This window comes from Pseudoalteromonas sp. GABNS16E (assembly GCF_028598715.1).
In the GTDB taxonomy this organism is placed as follows: domain Bacteria; phylum Pseudomonadota; class Gammaproteobacteria; order Enterobacterales; family Alteromonadaceae; genus Pseudoalteromonas; species Pseudoalteromonas atlantica.
The window spans coordinates 18,128-35,257 of sequence record NZ_JAQREZ010000023.1 but is presented as its reverse complement, the minus strand read 5'-3'; the positions used below and the strand labels follow the sequence as shown (position 1 = coordinate 35,257).

Annotated in this window: 14 protein-coding genes; 8 read left to right on the top strand and 6 right to left on the bottom strand. The window is 40.5% G+C overall.

All coding sequences use genetic code 11. The features are described 5' to 3' along the window. Positions 1-14 precede the first annotated feature (14 nt). From PSI06_RS11010 to PSI06_RS11000, 3 genes are all read right to left on the bottom strand, one after another. Positions 15-413, bottom strand: a complete 399-nt coding sequence (locus tag PSI06_RS11010) for a YbaN family protein (RefSeq protein WP_024033997.1) — start codon at positions 411-413, stop codon at positions 15-17. Positions 414-541: 128 nt separating this feature from the next. Beyond that, positions 542-1,861 (bottom strand): carbohydrate porin, encoded by a 1,320-nt coding sequence (locus tag PSI06_RS11005; RefSeq protein ID WP_273603751.1) that lies wholly within the window; start codon positions 1,859-1,861, stop codon positions 542-544. Between the two features lie 101 nt (positions 1,862-1,962). Then, a complete protein-coding gene (locus tag PSI06_RS11000; RefSeq protein WP_004586011.1) occupies positions 1,963-2,445 on the bottom strand; it encodes a MarR family winged helix-turn-helix transcriptional regulator in 483 nt (160 codons plus the stop codon). 532 nt (positions 2,446-2,977) lie between these two features. Between PSI06_RS11000 and PSI06_RS10995 the strand changes: the two genes are divergently transcribed. The 4 genes from PSI06_RS10995 to PSI06_RS10980 all read left to right on the top strand — a co-directional run bounded on the left by PSI06_RS10995 (position 2,978) and on the right by PSI06_RS10980 (position 8,956). Further along, on the top strand, positions 2,978-3,838 hold the full coding sequence (locus tag PSI06_RS10995; protein WP_273603750.1) for a D-hexose-6-phosphate mutarotase: 861 nt from the start codon (positions 2,978-2,980) through the stop codon (positions 3,836-3,838). Positions 3,839-3,859: 21 nt separating this feature from the next. After that, positions 3,860-4,393 carry a PH domain-containing protein gene (locus PSI06_RS10990; protein ID WP_273603749.1) on the top strand — a complete coding sequence of 178 codons (534 nt, stop codon included), beginning with the start codon at positions 3,860-3,862 and terminating at the stop codon, positions 4,391-4,393. Then, a complete protein-coding gene (locus PSI06_RS10985) occupies positions 4,386-5,930 on the top strand; it encodes a PH domain-containing protein (RefSeq protein WP_004586008.1) in 1,545 nt (514 codons plus the stop codon). The genes PSI06_RS10990 and PSI06_RS10985 overlap by 8 nt, the downstream gene beginning before the upstream one ends. Before the next feature lie 206 nt (positions 5,931-6,136). Further along, complete coding sequence (locus tag PSI06_RS10980; protein WP_273605021.1) at positions 6,137-8,956, top strand: TolB family protein; 2,820 nt, start codon at positions 6,137-6,139, stop codon at positions 8,954-8,956. Between the two features lie 84 nt (positions 8,957-9,040). On the opposite strand, the gene PSI06_RS10975 is transcribed toward PSI06_RS10980, so the two are convergent. Together PSI06_RS10975 and PSI06_RS10970 are read right to left on the bottom strand one after the other, a co-directional pair. Beyond that, positions 9,041-10,186: a tetratricopeptide repeat protein gene (locus tag PSI06_RS10975; protein WP_273605020.1), complete on the bottom strand. Its 1,146-nt coding sequence runs from the start codon at positions 10,184-10,186 to the stop codon at positions 9,041-9,043. A 48-nt stretch (positions 10,187-10,234) separates the two neighbouring features. Beyond that, positions 10,235-11,368: a PepSY-associated TM helix domain-containing protein gene (locus PSI06_RS10970; RefSeq protein WP_004586005.1), complete on the bottom strand. Its 1,134-nt coding sequence runs from the start codon at positions 11,366-11,368 to the stop codon at positions 10,235-10,237. Positions 11,369-11,732: 364 nt separating this feature from the next. Between PSI06_RS10970 and PSI06_RS10965 the strand changes: the two genes are divergently transcribed. The 4 genes from PSI06_RS10965 to PSI06_RS10950 all read left to right on the top strand — a co-directional run bounded on the left by PSI06_RS10965 (position 11,733) and on the right by PSI06_RS10950 (position 14,522). Next, a complete protein-coding gene (locus PSI06_RS10965) occupies positions 11,733-12,347 on the top strand; it encodes a PQ-loop domain-containing transporter (protein ID WP_029773076.1) in 615 nt (204 codons plus the stop codon). Between the two features lie 71 nt (positions 12,348-12,418). Further along, positions 12,419-13,243, top strand: a complete 825-nt coding sequence (locus tag PSI06_RS10960; RefSeq protein ID WP_004586003.1) for a hypothetical protein — start codon at positions 12,419-12,421, stop codon at positions 13,241-13,243. Next, a complete protein-coding gene (locus tag PSI06_RS10955) occupies positions 13,240-13,713 on the top strand; it encodes a pilin (protein WP_004586002.1) in 474 nt (157 codons plus the stop codon). The genes PSI06_RS10960 and PSI06_RS10955 overlap by 4 nt, the downstream gene beginning before the upstream one ends. A gap of 20 nt (positions 13,714-13,733) precedes the next feature. Next, positions 13,734-14,522, top strand: coding sequence for a PhzF family phenazine biosynthesis protein (locus PSI06_RS10950; protein ID WP_004586001.1), 789 nt, complete (start codon positions 13,734-13,736; stop codon positions 14,520-14,522). 42 nt (positions 14,523-14,564) lie between these two features. Here the strand turns inward: PSI06_RS10950 and PSI06_RS10945 are convergent, their stop codons facing one another. After that, entirely contained in the window at positions 14,565-17,075 is a 2,511-nt protein-coding gene (locus tag PSI06_RS10945) for a zinc-dependent metalloprotease (protein ID WP_004586000.1), read from the bottom strand. Positions 17,076-17,130 lie beyond the last annotated feature (55 nt).

Below are 17,130 nucleotides of genomic sequence, written 5' to 3'. Positions count from 1 at the left end.
TGCAAAAAAGGGGGTTATTTAGCGCTAGGTGGGTGCGAGGGCCTTAAAATTAGGTAAATCATAACGGCTATTTCAATTACGCCAACAAGGTAAATAACCCAAACAGGGGCGTTTGAGTAAAGCAAAAATACAAAACCAATTAGCATACCAATCGCGGCGTAGCATTTTGCTTTTACAGGCACCACTTTATGCGCTTGCCATTGCTGTAAGGTAACGCCGTAGCGAGGGTGGTTAAGTAGCCAGTGTTCAAGCGCTGGTGATGAGCGAGTAAAGCAGGTAAGCGCAAGAATAAAAAAAATGGTGGTGGGCATAACCGGCAGCACAATACCAATAATACCAAGAGCCACTAACAATAATCCGAGTGCTTTAAGCCATAAGTTTTTATAACAAATAAATACTGCTTTTATATTCACTTAGGCTCTTTTAAGTAATGGCTGTTAGTTAGGATTGTAGGCCAAATAGTTATAAAATCGAACCCTATAAACGCAAAAAAGGGCAAACTAAGTTTGCCCTTTTAAAATACTAAATATGTGTTACTTATTTAGAAGTAGTAACCTACGTTGATGTTAAAGCGACGTTCTGTGTCGCCATCACCTGCAACAGAGCCACCAATAAATGGCTGGTTACGTGCTTGAATAAAGTCAAAGTAAGTAAATAATGCACCGGCCGATACGCTCATGCCTGTTACGTTCATCCACGTATCTGGGCTGTCGTCAGACTTGTCGTAAATAATGCCGTAATCGTTGTAAAATTGAACGCCTGTTACTGGGCCCCAATCAAGCGATAGGTCGTAAGCTACGTTAAAGTTGGTCATGGTTGCTTCGCTTGATACGGTATCGTAGTAATCAAACGCGCCAACTACAAAGCGGTTGCTGTTGTCGTCTAGGTCGTAGTCGTACTCGCCGTGCTGAAATTGAATATTCCAGTTATTAATTTGGCTGTTTACATGAAACGCCCACGCACCGTAGTTACCCGCACGGTCGTTACCGTCGTGCAAACCACCGCTTAGTAGTGATACGCCAATATCGGTTTTAGCGTTTTCACTGTGCTCAATTTGATAAACTGTACGACCAGCAAAGGTGTTGTACTCACCAAGGCGCGAACCTGGTACGTCGTAGGTGCCTTCGGTTGTTGCACGGCTACCAACAATATCGTAAGAGTAACGTTCGTTAACTTCTGAGCTGCCATCAACGCCGCCTACTTCATCATTTTTGAAAAAGCCGAGGTCTAGTTTCCAGTTGTCTTTAAGTTTACGGTTTACTGTTACACCTAAATCAAAGTCATCTTCTAGGCCAACGTAGTAGTTGGTGCTAAAAAAGTAGCTGTGTGAGTTGTATGGGCCGTTACCAAACGGTACAGGTGCAATACCGGCTTGCGCTTCCCAGCCATCTGTAAATTCGTAACCTAAGTATGCATACTTAACAATGGTCATGTAATCGTAAAAACGAAAATCACCATTTACAGAAATATCGCTAATTTCACCCGATAAGTTAAGGCGAAATACTTCAAAGTCTAAATCGCCGCCACGGTCTTGCGTGTCTTCATCGTAGGTGTTTGTGCTGTAGTTAAAACGTACGGCACCGCCAATTTTAATGCCTTCATCTTCTTGTTCAGGCGCAGCTGCGGCAACAACAACTTCTTTGTTGTCGGCCTTTTTACTGATCTCGGCAACTTGTTGTTCGTGTTGCTTGTTGATTTGGCTTTGCTTTGATTTTTCATCAGCAAGCTGCTGTTCAAGCAACTGCATTTGTTGCTTAAGCTGCTTTAATTGGCTTTGCAGTGTGTCGAGATCGGCTGCATTAGCTGTGCTTGCTGCACCGCCAAGCATTAGTGCTAGCGTTAATTTTGAGAGTTTAGTCATTGTTGATGCTCAGGTTTTGATTAAAAAATAAAAAAATTCAAGGTGCCCAAAAGCCCCTTACGAATGATGTAAGAACTAATTTAAATTTATTTTTTATTTTTTTATTTATTTGGTGTTTGAGTTAACGCGCCTACCTCTAACAGAGGTGATGCGTCTAACTTATCAGCATCCATCATTGCTGCAACGCGTTGCATAGATGAAAGCAATAAACTTTGCTCCCACTCTGCAAGTGCAGAAAACTTTTCAATAAAGTGTTCTTGCAGTGGCTGAGGTGCTTTTTCTAGTAACTCTTTCCCTTGCTCGGTGAGGTATAAGCTCACTCGGCGTTTATCCATTTGACTACGAACGCGTGTTACAAGGTTTCTGCTTTCTATTCTATCAAGAATATTAGTTACAGTAGCCGGGCTTAAGTTAACATTCTGAGCGATACGGCTTGCTGTTATTCCATCGGTGTGCGCTACTTCTTGCATTATAAGCAATTGTGGGCCTGTTAAACCTGATGTTTTATTTAGCTGCTTAGAATGTAAGTCAATCGCGCGGATTACTTTACGTAAAGAAACTAATAATTCGTCATATTTTTGCATTTGCTTATCTCGTCGATGGGCCAAAGGTGTGCCGTAATCGCGAAATGTTACACATCAAATAAATTGAATTCAAATAATAAATTAAGCTTGAGCCCATGTTTATTGGTTTTTATTAGTTTGAGCAGAAACTAAAATAGTATAATTTTGTTTAAAACTTATTAAATGTTATTAGCATATTGTTTGCATTGTGGTGCGCACACTACGTATGTTGTGAATAATTGGCAAGTCTTATGGTTTAGACTTTAGTATTATACCCACCTGCATTAATACCTTAATAAATTTAAAATGCGTTTGCCTAAGCTTACCCGCGGTTTTACTGCCTTAAAGCATGGCCATTATTTATACGCATTAGTGTTATTTATAACAGCTGTTATTAATTGGTAATTGTTTGTAAGTTAGCTGTGTATGTATTAATCGCCAATGAACAGATTATGCACGCAATGTTTAGTGAGTATAGCGTATACTTTGCACATGCATTATTGTTTATATGCACATGTTAAAAATCTTTAATATCAGCATTGTAGGGAAAAACATGAAATTATCGCCATCAGTTAGCATTGAACAAAGCGAAACCGGCCTAGAGTTTATAAAAGTTGCGAGCTCAAAGTGTGATGCAAAAATATTTTTGCAAGGCGGACAAATTACCGAGTTTATTCCAAAAAATAACAAGCCACTTATTTGGATCTCTAAAAACGAGTCGTTTCAAGAAGGGGTGAGCATTCGCGGTGGTATTCCTATTTGTTGGCCTTGGTTTGGTAATCATGAAAACCAAGATTGGCCAGCACACGGCTTTGCACGTACCAGTTTATGGCAAGCTGATGCTGTGCATGAAGATGATGAGCACATTACAATTAGCTTAAACTTACCCATGAAATTAGTTAACCCAACGTATTGGCCGCACCAATCGGCGTTAAAGGTTGAGTTTGTATTGAGCGAGCAATTACAGGTGCGTTTAACAACCACTAATTTAAGCAATAGCCCTTTTAGCTATACGCAGGCTTTGCACAGCTATTTTCCTACCTCAGATATAAAACACACCCATGTAGAAGGTTTACAAGGCGCGCAATATATTGAGTTTGGCGAAGGGCCGTTTGCGCAAAATGCCCCAGTGGAGTTTACCCGCGAAACCGATATGGTTTATACCCAGGCCGCTAAGCAGCAACACATTCACACCCCAGATGGGATTATTAATGTAAGCCGCGAGAACTCAAGCTCGTGTGTGTTGTGGAACCCATGGATAGAAAAATCTAAGCGTTTATCTAATTTTGCTGACGATGAATACCTGAGCATGGTGTGTTTAGAAGCCGCCAATGTGTTAGAAGATAACGTGACACTTGAGCCTAAACAAAGCCATACGTTAGTTACTACAATCAGCTGGGCTAACAGTCAGTAAATAGGAAAGGTACTTAAAATCGTGTTTGATAATCAGCAAGTAATGGATTTACCTAAGCATAGCGAAATACAGCTCAACCCCTTGGCCGATAAAGCGTTACTACACGTGCAACTTAATTGGCTGGCGTTTTACATTCCTTTTTGCGCGGTACTGTTTGCTGTTTGTTACTTTAACGAAGCGTTTGCTAACAAAGCACAAACCTACTTGCTGATAGGCGTGCCTATTTTAATATTGCTTTCAATGCTTTATAACGCCCTGAGTATTAAGCTGCAGGGCTTTGCGCTGCGCAATCACGATATTGCGTTTAAGAAAGGGGTTATTTGGCAGCAAATTACTATTTTGCCCCTCGCGCGCGTACAGCATATGGAAATTCACCAAGGCCCCATTGAGCGAAAACTAAAGTTAGCCAGTTTAAAGTTATTTAGTGCCGGCGGGGTCAGTGCTGATTTACAAATAAGTGGCTTAACCCACGAGGAGTGCAAAAACATACGCCAATTTGTACAAAATTATCGCCAAGACGGCACACCCGCGCAGGTTGAATTAGCAAATGAGTAATACCATTAGCGAGGAGCAAAGTAGCTCACTACATTGGCAAAAAGTATCGCCTTGGGCGGTATTGTATTTTGTGGTGTATTTTAGCGTGCGCTTTGTAAAAGACGGGCTTTTAAACCTGCTGCCCATGCTTGTGGTGTTTGTAACACAAGTAGAAAACAAGCTATTTTGGGCGCAAGTTGTAGGTGCTATTGCGATAGTGACACTGCTAATATATTCAATTTTATATTACATAAATTTTAAGTTTTGTATTAGCGACGATCACGAAATTTTGCTTAACAAAGGGGTGTTTAAAAAAGAGCGCCTAACGTTAAAATTTTCGCGTGTGCAAAACGTAAATATTGCTGAGCCCTTTTATTTTACGCCCGTTAATTTGGTTAATTGTATTTTTGATGCCGCAGGCAGCGTAACCCAAGAGGCGGTATTGCCAGGTGTTACCAAAGCCTATGCACAGCAAATGCGTAAACAAATTTTTGCCTTTAAGGCGCAGCAGCAACCCGACGAGAAAACACCCTCAAGCGAGCATTTTGAAGCAGAAAATAGCTTACGTATCAGTAATAAAGAAATCGCTAAATTTGGCTTAATGTCTAATATGGCTATATTAGCAATGGCCGCTATTGCGCCTTTTATAAATGTGTTGGTAGATTTTTTAGAGCAGCAAATTATTGCTAAGGTAGAGGGGTTTTATCAGCAAGAGCTTGGTTTACTAGCAAGTGCTGCAACCTTTGCCATGATAACGCTTATTGCTTTGCTTGTTTTAACGGCTGTGATGTTGTCGGTAGGTATGTCGCTTATTCGTTTTTATAACTTTGAGCTTTACTTTAAAGGCCAAAAATTTAAACGTATTGCCGGCTTATTAGAGCGCCATCAGTTGTCTATGAGCATGGATAAAGTGCAATCTATAGTTATAAAACAAAACCTAATGGGGCGGTTACTAAAGCGTTTTACCGTTGAGTGCTTACAAGCTAGTAGCGGGGGTATAGCGGCGGGCGTGGCTGCTAAAAAAAATAAACAAACCTTAGTGTTACCCGTTTTAAATAGCGAGCAAGTAGATAGCGTTTGCCAATGGATTTACCCGTGGTTTAATAGCAAAAAATTGCAGTTTAACGGCGCAGAACGTGCCTTACTTTATAAAAACTTGAGCTTTTATGCCTTAATTCCAAGCGCTATTGTGCTGTTAGGTTGTTATTTAGGCGACTTTAATGCCTGGCTTAGCTTGGGAGTATTACTTATTTTAGCGGGATTAGTAACGCTTGCTTATCAGCGTTATGGCTATTATTTGCATGAAGACAACGGCCGTTTTTACATGGTGGTACGTAAAGGTATGATAGGGGTGCATTACCGTGTGTTTGAACTGTATAAAGCACAAAGTGCACGCAGTATTAGTACCTACTTTATGCGCCGCGCAGGGCTTAAAAGCCTGTATATACAACTTGCATCAGGGTTTGCCTTTATGCCCTATATAAAGCAGCAAGATGCTGATTACATAATTGATTTTACTCTTTATCAGGCGGAGTCAACGCAGCGCAACTGGATGTAGTTATACCAATCGACTTACATATTTAGCCTTTTTAGGTTGCCAAATAAAGCGTTAACGGCGTTATTGATTTTTCATGTAAAACAAGGCATTGCTAAATTTAAAAGCTTATAAATTATACACTTTCATAAGCTTTGTTACATTTTTTTACTGCAACATTAGTTGGTTTAATAATACTCTAAGTGGTATCAATCATTTAAAGGATTATTATGAAAAAATCACTCATCGCTGCCTCTTTGTTATTAGCCACACCTACCTTAGCTGCTGATTGGCAAACTATTCATACCGAGCACTTTAATGTGCATTACAGCACCGAAAACGCCGATTATGCTAAATCGACAGCGGTCGAACTTGAAATAGTGCGCACCAAAGTGCTTGAGCAGCAAAACCGAGCGCTCGATAAAGTAGTTGATGTGGTGGTGTTTGATCCCCTAAATGCGCCCAACGGCTTTGCTTTACCTACTTCTAATAATCCTTTAATGGCCCTTTTTACCACGCCCCCACAATCAGACACGGTGGTTTCTAACATTAGTGGCTGGCAGCAATTACTGATATTGCACGAATATATTCACTTAGTGCATTTAGCGCAGCCCACACGCAACACGTGGCAGCAAAAAATACGGGGTGTGTGGGATATTTACGACTTAACTTACAGTGATATGCCGCGCTGGGTAGCCGAAGGTTATGCAACCTTACTTGAGTCAAAAATGACGGGCCGAGGGCGACTATTTGATAACTACACTGAGTCAATGCTCATTGAGTTTGCCCAGCAGGGGGCATTGCCTAGCTATAGCCAGCTAAGCGATACAGAGGGCGGTTTTATGGCTGGCTCTATGGCGTATTTAATGGGCAGCCGGTTTTTAAATTGGCTAGAGCAAACTTATTCAGCGCAAATGCTCGATGCTGTTTGGACACGTATGCAGGCAGTTAAAAAGCGTGATTTTAACGAGGCCTTTACTGGGATATTTGGCCAAAGTGCGGCTAATTTATATGGCCGCTTTATTGCACAATATACTTATAAAGCGATGGCAAAAGAGCAGTCAGAGCCTGCGCTTAACAGCGAGCTGTGGTTAAAGCTTAACTTATATGCAAGCAACCCTGCGCTTTCAAAAGATGGCAGTAAACTTGCGATTGTTGAGCGCGATAAAGATAAAAAAACCAAGCTTATTATTTATAGCACGCAGGATAATACTAAAGCTGAAGATGAATTTACAAAAGCACAAAAAGCGCTATTAGAAAACGATGCATTGGATATACCCGATAACGCCCCGAGTGTATTTAAACGTGAGAAAAAGCACGTATTAAATCAAATAAACAGAGCGGGAATTGCTAATCCACAATGGGTAAATAACAGTACACTTTACTTTAATGCTTATACACGTGAAGAGACGGGTATTTATAACAAAGTGTCTGATATTTTTAGTTATAACACCGAAACCGGAAAAGTTGAGCAGTTAACTAAACTTGCTGGCTTACGCCGCTTTAGTGTTACAAACAATGGAGAAACCCTTTACGCCGAGCAAGTACGTGGTGGCTACTCAGAATTAGTAAAAGTAGACTTAGCAACGCAAACCATTACCCCTTTATTTACTAAAAGCTTAAAAACAGCTTACGACTACCCAACTTTTAGCCCTGATGAAACCCAATTAGCTTATGTATCAGCCAATTTAAATGAGAATTGGCAATTGTATATACAAGATGTTTCCAATAATACTCGCCAAGCCGTGCCTATGCCAAACGGGTACCAATACCTAAGCCAACCCAGCTTTAGTAAAAACGGAGAAAAAATTTACTTTGTAGCCGGCTTAAAAGGCTCAACTGATATTTATAGCTACCATATTGCAAGTAGCACATTAACTAAATTTACCCAGGGCCAAGAAGCCGTTGCCCACCCGCTAGAAACAAACGAAGGAGCATTACTTTATTTATCTATTACTGCTGATGGGCCTAATGTAAAGCGACTACCGAGTACGCTAGAGGGTGAAATAGTCACTGATTTAGCACTTGATAATAGCGCGCCACTGCTTTTGGTTGATCAGTACACTTTGCCTAAAGCAAAAATATATAGCGAAAATGTAGGTAAACAAAGCAGCTACGATGTGCTTGATCAGCATGCGAGTTTAGCGCTAGGCGCACAGCATTACTCGGCCGCTTCAAGCGCTTTAAATATAAATATTAAAAGTAGTGACTTACTTAAACAGTTAGACCTTCAAGCGGGCTATAGTGTTGATTTAAATGATGATGCTTTGCACGGTGGGTACGCCCAGGCAAAATACAATGCACTGCCAGTTAAGCTTAAATTGAGTGTATTTGATTATGATTTAAATACCGCAAAACAATACCAAGCGAGCGAAAATGCAGATGTATCTGCGCGAGGTGGTTTTGCAGCCTTAAGTTACCCGATTAAATACGCGGCGTTTAGCATAACGCCAGAGCTGGCTTATAACTATACCGATTATAAGCAAGACTATAATAAATGGGCACGTATAGGCATTACACAAAGCTGGCAGTACGACCGCCAAGCATTTGCTATAGGGCAAAGTGTTAATGCCCAGTATTACGATGGCAGCAGTAAAAACAATAATTGGGATGGCTATGATTTAGCGGCCAAAGTATTTGGTAAAGCGTTTGATGTGCCGCTTTATATTAATTTTACTCAAAAGCAGCGCGATGATAGCAGCTTAGCGCTAGGCGGATTTAACTCAAACCTAATTAGCGAACACCAAAATAGTGAGTTTGTGCTTTCATCAGAGCTGCCATTTTATAGCACAACTGCTGAGCGCTACATGGGTTATGGCGGTGGTTTTAGTTTTAAAGAAGGCATGCCCTGGCTTTATTACAAACAGCATCAGGTAGATGATGCGGTATACGCACAAAGTTATGGTTTAAAATATCAAGGCAATTTTAGCTTTGGGTTAGGCCCAGTCGGTGTGAACGATTTAACCTTTAATATGGGATTATCGCGCGTAGAAGGCGATAGCTTTGAGGATGAAATGCGCGGCTGGTTGAGCTTTTACTACTCGCTTTAAGTAAATTGCTATAACACGCTAATGCACTTGTGTAATAAGTGCATTAGCAAAAGCCGCGTTTAAACTAATTTAAAATAAAGATGATTAATTGTGCTTGTTTAGCGACGCAAGCTTAGCTTGATATACATTTAGCCTTTCTTTATTGCGCTCATACTGGATGGCTTTTTCAAGCAAGCTTTGTGTTTGCGCTGTGTTACCTTGTTGGTAGCGAATTTTAGCCAGCTCTAAATAGAGCTCCGATATATAAGGGGCTTTTGCAATGGCAAGTTCGAGTTGTTTTTTAGCTTGGGTGACCTTGCCCTGATGTAAGTTATTTTTAGCGATAACGAGTAGCTCGTAGGGATCTTTTTCTTTATCAACAAACTGGCTTGTTAGGCGTTTTTCTAGTGTTTTATCTCCCAGCTCTTTTGCTAATATTCGATAGTTATTAATTAAATTTATACTTATATCGTTTCTATCAAGCGCGGTTTGGTAAATCATGTGAGCGCTTTTTAAATCGCCTGCACGGCGGTGCAGCACGCCGGCTATATTAAACAGCTCTGCATCGTTTGGGGTAAAGCGGTTGGCTTGCATAATTAAAGAGTAAGCCTTATTAAGGTTGTTTTCGGCTAGTGCCGTGGCCGCTAAGTTGCTATAAAAATTAGAGAGTAAATCGTTATACGTAGCGCTGCCTGAATAAAAGCTGCCACGGGTGGGGAAGTAATCAATTAACGTGCCTGCGCGAATTATTACAATAATATCTTCATCTGTTTCTTTTTTTGGGGCGTAAATTTTCGTTCTAAAGTGGTTAGCAACATAAATTACATTGCCTTCTTTGGCATACACAGGTTCGCTCGTCATTTCTTGAAAGCTGGTTTCGAGATTTAAAAGCTGCGCATAGCTTTGCGTAAGTATGGCTAAACTAATGCAGTTACCTTCTGAGCGTTCAATCGCTTGTTGGGCTGTGAGGGTGGCGCCATCATACTTAAAGTTGGTGAGCTGGTTTTGCAGGTAATTAAAAATAATTTCATCAGCGCGTACATTGTTTAAACGCGAGTGTGCGTAGGTTAAAAACGCGCTTTTTTCAGGCTCCGACAGCTCAAAAATACTGTGCTCGCTAGGTGTTTTAACCTGCTCGAAAAGCGAGTGATTTATTATATGGGTAAGTTGTACTTTTTTAATTGGCGCTTCGGGCGGGGTGCTACTGCAAGCAGTTAGCAATAAACTAAGTGTAAAAACTAAATATTTCATATATCACCTCACTGTGATTTTTAACATTACAGTGAGGTGATTTTTTAATCAAGCACTTACAGTGCGGTGTTTACTTAAGCGGTTTTTTTGAGACTGTTTTTTACGCTTACGGCGAGTAAACCATAAATAAAAGCCAGTACCGCCAAGCCAAACAGGGCTTAAACCAATAACACACCAAATTATTTTACTAATGAGCCCTGCAAAATAACCAAAGTGTAGTTTTCTAAAGCTATCAATTACTTGCCAACCTACACCCACTTCGCGAATGTCCCAGTTAGCCATATGCTCGCCCGTTAGCTTATTGTAAGTCACGGTATTGGCATATTCACTGGCAAGCGGGTTGCTGGTATCAACCTCACCAAATAACGTTATGTTTTCGTTTGGCTCAAGCGGCATTACTAAAAACGTACCATTAAAGCTGGGTATTTGCTTTTGGCTGTCATCAAGTACGTGCTGAAAAGAAACCTCTTCATTGTATAAATTTTTAGTTAATACAAAGTGCTCTTCTTCTGCGTGTTCAATTACTTCGTGATACCACACCGCGCCGTTAAAGTAGCCGCCGGTGATGGCTAAAATTATAATAATTGGCGAGCCAATTACGCCGGTCATTTTATGAATGTCGCTAAGCACTATTTGCAGTGTGGCGCGCCAGCGTACACTAAATAACCGCTGCCAAAACTTACGATAAATAATAAGACCTGTAATACCCAGTACTAAAAAAAACACCGCAAAAAAGAACCCTAAAACAGTGCCAGTTTGCCCTGGTAAGCTTTTTAAATCGTTAAGTAAAAAGGTGTAATGTAAGTCTAAAAACCAGTCGGTAAAGTAATGGCTAGTGCCTACTGGCTCCGATAAAATATTGCCCGTGTATTGATCTAAATGAAATTTATACCAGTCCTCTGTACCGCGTTTAATTAAATAAACCCGATCAGCAGTATCATCGTTAAATATTTCCCAGCTACCTACGACATACTCAGGGTAGGTTTTTTGAGTTTTTGTTATAAGTGTATCAATAGGTAAGCGGTTGGCTTGTTGTTGTACAACAAAGTGACTGTCTGGCATTAGTAAGCCGTCAATCTCGCTTTTAAATACCAAAACGCTACCAGTTATACTGATAACAAGCAGCGGAATAAGCGCTATAAGGGCTACCCAGCTGTGAATTTTAAAAAGTGTTTTTCTCATAGTTTATTTTTTGTGTAATTGCCACGGACCTGAGTATGATAACAATTATCAGTTCTATTTCATAGTTGTGCGATGAATGCACAATAATTGTTTTAGAGCGAGCCGATCTCTAGAGTAAAATGTGTTTAAGCTGTGGTGTAAGGTTGGTAACTTTTAAATGCAAAGAGGCTCTGGTGTTCACTTAAAGTAACGCTTTTTGTACAGCTATCTTGCCAGTGCCTAATATAGGTTTACGCTAATTTGTTGAGTAAAATGTATTCATCATTACAATGCGCGCTCACTCTAAAACCCTTTTAAAAACATATGTTTATTTATTGTTTCAGGCGGGTTTTATATTAACATTTAAGTAACGAGCGAGGTTGTTTTGGCGCACTATCTACCTATTTTGTCGGCTTTTATTTTAGTTTTTAGCTTTTTACCGCTATTGAGCAAAATTAGAAAGAATCGCAGTGTGTCGGGGTTATCACTATTAATGATGACCTTTGGTTTAGCACAAAGCCTCTACTTTATTACCTACAATATTTATTTTGAACGCTACTTTATTGCTTTACCATTTTTTGTAACTGGAGCGCTAAGTGGTTTAATTTTATATTACTTTGCACGCTATAACGCCGCAAAAGCTGAACGTATACAGCTTGTGGCTATGCTTGGCTTTTCGTTATTACCTTTTTTATTGCTGTTAAATAAAAGCTTAGAAACATCATCGGTGCTCAACGCCCTTACATACGTAGGGCTGGTAATGAGCTCAGTGCGGGTTATGCCGCAAACGTATAAAACCTTACGCAGTGGCAATATTAGCAATTTAAGCGCCCGCTACTTTAGCTTGCAGTTTGTAGCAGGTACCTGTGGCTTATTTGTAGAGCTAAGCAGTGCTATGCCCAGCACCTCGCATATTTTAATGTTTGTTATGCTGCTACTTACAAATGCCGTGCAATTTGCATGTATGCAATATTATAAAATGCGCCCCGCAATGGCTTAAAAAACAATCGTCTTCTATTTATATTGTACTAAATATGTGGCAAGTTACTTTATCAAATAAAAGGATAAAGTATGAATTGGAATCAGTTTGCCTACATTTGCCGTGTCTATAGTTCTAAAACATTAAGTGCCGCACAAAAAGAAGAGCTAACCGCACAATCGTATTTAGCCGTTTATGCTAATAAATACGCAGACAGTAAATTAGCCAATTGCCTTGCAACAAAATTTGCACTGCAAGATGCAGATATTTTGCAAAAACAAGCCATGCATTATCAATGTGTACCGCAGCTAGTTAGCGGGTATAAATTTGAGCACAAAGGCATTTTTAGCTATTTAACTGCTGTTTTTTTTATTTATGTTTTTTCTTCGCTTTTATATCAGTCTTTTGTTGTTCCTACATTTGTAGAGATATATAGCAATCATATGGCTTCTTCCGCGCACTCCTTAGGTGATTACTTTTCTTATTGGTATGTGCCAATTATTCTATTGTTTTTACTGCAAAGCATTATTTTTATAGTAATTTTTAAAATTAAAAATGCATGCGCTTTAACCGACTCGCAGCCTTTTACTGGTTTATCAAAAGCTTTACTTCCCCGCAGTTTAATTAAGAAATACGATCGCCTAATGACAACGCTTAACTTTGCGGTAAATTTCAAAGAGGATGAAAACGCCGCAATAGTCGAAACTAAACATTTGGCTAAGTGTGATTCGTTAGGCTACGAAACTCATGAAGAGTTTAAAGTGTTACTTGAGCAGCAGCTTGAACAATTTAATTTGCAGGCTAAAGGCTTTATAAATAAGCTGGTTATTCTGTATGGATTAGTCATTGTTGTGTCAATTTACTTATTTGTGAAAGCGGCTTATCAACCAATTTTTATGCTAGGAGAAGTGTTATGAAGTCAAAAGGATTTACGCTAATTGAATTGATGGTCGTAATTTCTATTATTGGTATTTTGGCGGCCGTTGCCTTACCTCAATACAGTAAATATATGCAAAAAGCTGAACTTGTTGATCCGCTTGCTATGGCCGCAGTAATAAGAGAAGACGTAACTACGTATTACATTGAAAACAGAGAGTTTCCTAAAAATAATAAACAAGCAAATGTGCCTGAAAGTAAATATTTAATAGGAAATCGAGTGACAGGTATTTCCATAGAAAACGGTGCAATTAACATTAGCTTGGGGAATAAAGCCTCGCAGCCTTTGCAAAATACAGTTTTAACTTTTAGACCCGCAGTCGTTACTAATAGCCCCACAAGTCCTATTGCATGGTTATGCGGTTTTGATGAACCTGTTGTAGGGATGCAAGCTGTGGGTGAAAATAAAACGACAGTACCTAAAGATGTATTACCTTCGGCTTGTTTATAACTAATTTAGGGGGTCAACCTATGCAACTCACTATCCATCAAATTGATGCATTTACAAGCGAGTTATTTAAAGGCAATTACGCGGCTGTGATCCCGCTTGAGTCGTGGCTTAGTGATGAGTTAATGCTTAATATTGGCGCTGAGAATAATGTTTCTGAAACTGCGTTTACTTGCCCTCAGGCAGGTGGCAGTTTTGCAATACGGTGGTTTTCGCCATTAATGGAAATAGATTTTTGCGGCCACGCTACGCTCGCTGCTGCGTATGTTTTATGCGAGCAGCACAACCTTAGCCAAGTGCGCTTTAACGCCGCGGCTGTAGGGGAGCTTATTGTTAATAAAAATAGCGATGGTAGTTTTGCTATGACCTTTCCTAAACAAGCGCCAGATGAAGTGCAAACTATACCCGATGCGTTATTGAAAGGGTTGTCTATACAACCTATTAAGGTGCTTAAAAACCGCCAAGCATATTTTGCTATATACGAAAATGCTCAACAAATTCATGATTTAACCACTGAGTCTGATTTGTTAAAAACCTTATATCCACTAGATGTGGTCGCCACAGCGAGTTCTGCTGAGTACGATATTGTGTCTCGTTATTTTTGGCCAGCAAGTGGTGGCGAAGAAGACTTTGTTACGGGCTCTATTCATACCGGCCTTGCCCCTTACTGGGCGCAGCAATTAGGTAAAAATAAATTAAACGCGTATCAGGCTTCAAGCCGTGGTGGTTTTATACAATGCGAAGTAGGCGAAAATACAGTGACCTTAACCGGTAACGCAGTGCGGTATCTAAAAGGCACAATTTATTTATAAATAAACAGGCCACGTATTACGTGGCCTGTTTGATTTAATTAATCAAGCTTCTAATGCTTTAGCTATTAAGTGATCAATATACTTTTTATGCGCTTTAGTTGCTGTATCGGCTCCCCACCCTACGCTTGTATCAGCTATTTGTGTTAACTGATAGAGCGCGGCAGTTTTTGCCAAATTGTCGTGTTTACTGGCTTTGCCTAGGCCTGCAATAGCAATAAGCTGATTTACATACTCTATTTGTAAATTGCGGCTAACAGACGTGCTCTCTTTGCTATCAACAAAAATACTGGCAGTTAGGTCGTCCATAAATTGCGTTAGGCTATATTCGTTACCGTACAGCGCGGTGTCTGAAATACGCAGCATAACAGCAGGGTGCAGCAATTGCGCAAGTACTGTTTTTTGCATGCCTAAAATCATTTTGTGCGCTTTAGGGTCTTCATTTTTACCATAATGGCTAAAGCCGCGACGTTGTTGCTGTAAATAGTTATACAGTGGTTGAATGCTAATGAGTACATCTGGCGCAAATACATATTTAGCAAGTATGTTCATTGCTTGTGTTTGGCGCTCAAGCGGTACTGGGGTAAAGGGTTTATCAGCATGCTGGTCGCCCACAACGGCACGTTCAACATATACACCACCTATTTGGCGAGAAACAATGCCCGCTTGCGAGCGGTATTGGCCAAATAAACTATTAGCTGAGGTAACCAGCTGTTGGTAAGACTCACCCTTTACTGTGGCTTTATCTTTTAGCTCAGTAAATAACTTATTAATTAGCGCCATACGGTCGGCGCCATAGGCTGCAGGGTTTGATGAAAGGTCGCCTATCATTACCCGTGGGTCTATATGGCGACCTGGTGCACGCATGTCGTCGGCATCGTTACCAAAGGCAAGCGTATGCTCGCTAGAGCGCGCTAATATAGTATTTAGGCGTGCGCGCTCTGCGGCTTCATCTTCAAGGGCTGTGCTGTAGCCATAGTTTATAGCCCAGTCGTCATAAGGGCCTGGCTTGGTTTGAAAAATATCGCCTTGCTGCACACCAATGGGTGCTATGTTGGCCGGCGCATAATCCATCACTGAGCCTGTAACTATGCCTTGGGTTTTGGTTTTATCATGAACCTCTTTTTCATCCCACAAAATAGACGATTTCATATTGTGGTTTAAGCCTAGTGTATGGCCTACTTCATGAAGAATTAACTGAGTTAAACCTTGGCGAATCATTTCATTGTCATCAATCGAGGCACCTGTTGCTAAGCCTTTAGCAAGTAATAGGTTTTGTTGAATTTCATGGCCTAGTGAGCAATTTAAATCGCCACTTGTGTGCAGGTTTTCGCCGTGGCTCATTGTGCCTTGTGTGTAAAGCGTGTCGTAAATCCAGCGGTTTTTCATAAACACAAACTCAAGCATAATGTCTGAGCCAAGTATTTCACCTGTTAGCGGGTTGGCAAGAGCCGGCCCGTAGCCACCAAATGGCGGTTTAGGTGATGATGTCCAACGTAATACGTTGTAGTTAATATCACCAGCATCCCAGGTTGCGTCATCGGGTTGTACTTTAACTTCTAGTGCGTTTTTAAAACCGGCTTTTTCAAAAGCGCTATTCCAGGTAAGTACGGCATCGCGTATTGTGTCGCGCCACTCTACTGGGGTGGTATTTTCTATCCACCAGGTAATTGGCTTTACTGGCTCAGAAAGCTCAGCACTAGGGTTTTTCTTTTGTAGGTCCCAGCGTTTAATAACATCTTCATACGGTGCCCAATCGGTCGAGGTCATTAGATCAAATTGATTGGTGAAATAGCCTATGCGCGCGTCATCTTTACGTGGTTTATAGTCGTTTTTTGGTAATGCAACAAAAGAGTGCTGCACCTTTACAGAGACATTGCGCGGGTCGCTTACTGCGCTTGTACCACGCACGGTGGGGCTGGCATTACTAAATACGTAATCTACAACCACATCTAAGTTATTTGGGTAAGGACGCTGCTTAACAATACGCGACTTTTTGCTGTTTAATTTACCCACTTTAAAGCGTTTTTTAGCTTTTTTATCGGCTGGGTTTGGCGTTGGCGATACCTTGTGTAGCGCCTCACTTAAAAATAGCTTGTTGACCTTAAAGGCTACTTTTCCTTGCTCTTCTTTTTCTATTTTAATGCTGGCTAAAACGGCTTCGCTAATATTGGCATTGCTTGCTTTGGCAATGGCACTGTTTTGATCAAATTTATAGCGAGGGGTTTTGCTAACTATATCTATGCGGTCAAAGTATTTTCTAAATTCAATAAGCTTGGTTTCTCTATAGGCACCGCGATAATGCCCAGCATCAGTGACACCGTCGACTGTATGAGCAAAGTATACAAAAGGAGTATTAAGCTGCGATTCGGTGATCACCATTAAGTGCTCACCGGTTTTTGGGTCTTGGTATAAATTAAAAATACCTGAAAATTCGGTTTGCCCTTCGACCATTTCGCTTAGGGTTTGTGGTTTTTTGTCTTCTTTTTTATCGCTAGCCAATGCGTGGCCGCTAAGCGCTACACTAAGTGTTAGCGCAAGGGTTGTTAATTTCATTGTAATAATCTTTTTCGCTGTTATTTATTTAGTGTGACTGTACGTAAATTAAAAT

What these genes read in the sequence shown, in the direction of transcription:
- PSI06_RS10945 (WP_004586000.1), bottom strand. Translation starts at nt 17,075, where the DNA reads ATGAAATTAACAACCCTTGCGCTAACACTTAGTGTAGCGCTTAGCGGC.
- PSI06_RS10995 (WP_273603750.1), top strand. Translation starts at nt 2,978, where the DNA reads ATGAAATTATCGCCATCAGTTAGCATTGAACAAAGCGAAACCGGCCTA.
- PSI06_RS10955 (WP_004586002.1), top strand. Translation starts at nt 13,240, where the DNA reads ATGAAGTCAAAAGGATTTACGCTAATTGAATTGATGGTCGTAATTTCT.
- PSI06_RS10985 (WP_004586008.1), top strand. Translation starts at nt 4,386, where the DNA reads ATGAGTAATACCATTAGCGAGGAGCAAAGTAGCTCACTACATTGGCAA.
- PSI06_RS10975 (WP_273605020.1), bottom strand. Translation starts at nt 10,186, where the DNA reads ATGAAATATTTAGTTTTTACACTTAGTTTATTGCTAACTGCTTGCAGT.
- PSI06_RS10950 (WP_004586001.1), top strand. Translation starts at nt 13,734, where the DNA reads ATGCAACTCACTATCCATCAAATTGATGCATTTACAAGCGAGTTATTT.
- PSI06_RS10970 (WP_004586005.1), bottom strand. Translation starts at nt 11,368, where the DNA reads ATGAGAAAAACACTTTTTAAAATTCACAGCTGGGTAGCCCTTATAGCG.
- PSI06_RS10960 (WP_004586003.1), top strand. Translation starts at nt 12,419, where the DNA reads ATGAATTGGAATCAGTTTGCCTACATTTGCCGTGTCTATAGTTCTAAA.
- PSI06_RS10980 (WP_273605021.1), top strand. Translation starts at nt 6,137, where the DNA reads ATGAAAAAATCACTCATCGCTGCCTCTTTGTTATTAGCCACACCTACC.
- PSI06_RS11000 (WP_004586011.1), bottom strand. Translation starts at nt 2,445, where the DNA reads ATGCAAAAATATGACGAATTATTAGTTTCTTTACGTAAAGTAATCCGC.
- PSI06_RS11005 (WP_273603751.1), bottom strand. Translation starts at nt 1,861, where the DNA reads ATGACTAAACTCTCAAAATTAACGCTAGCACTAATGCTTGGCGGTGCA.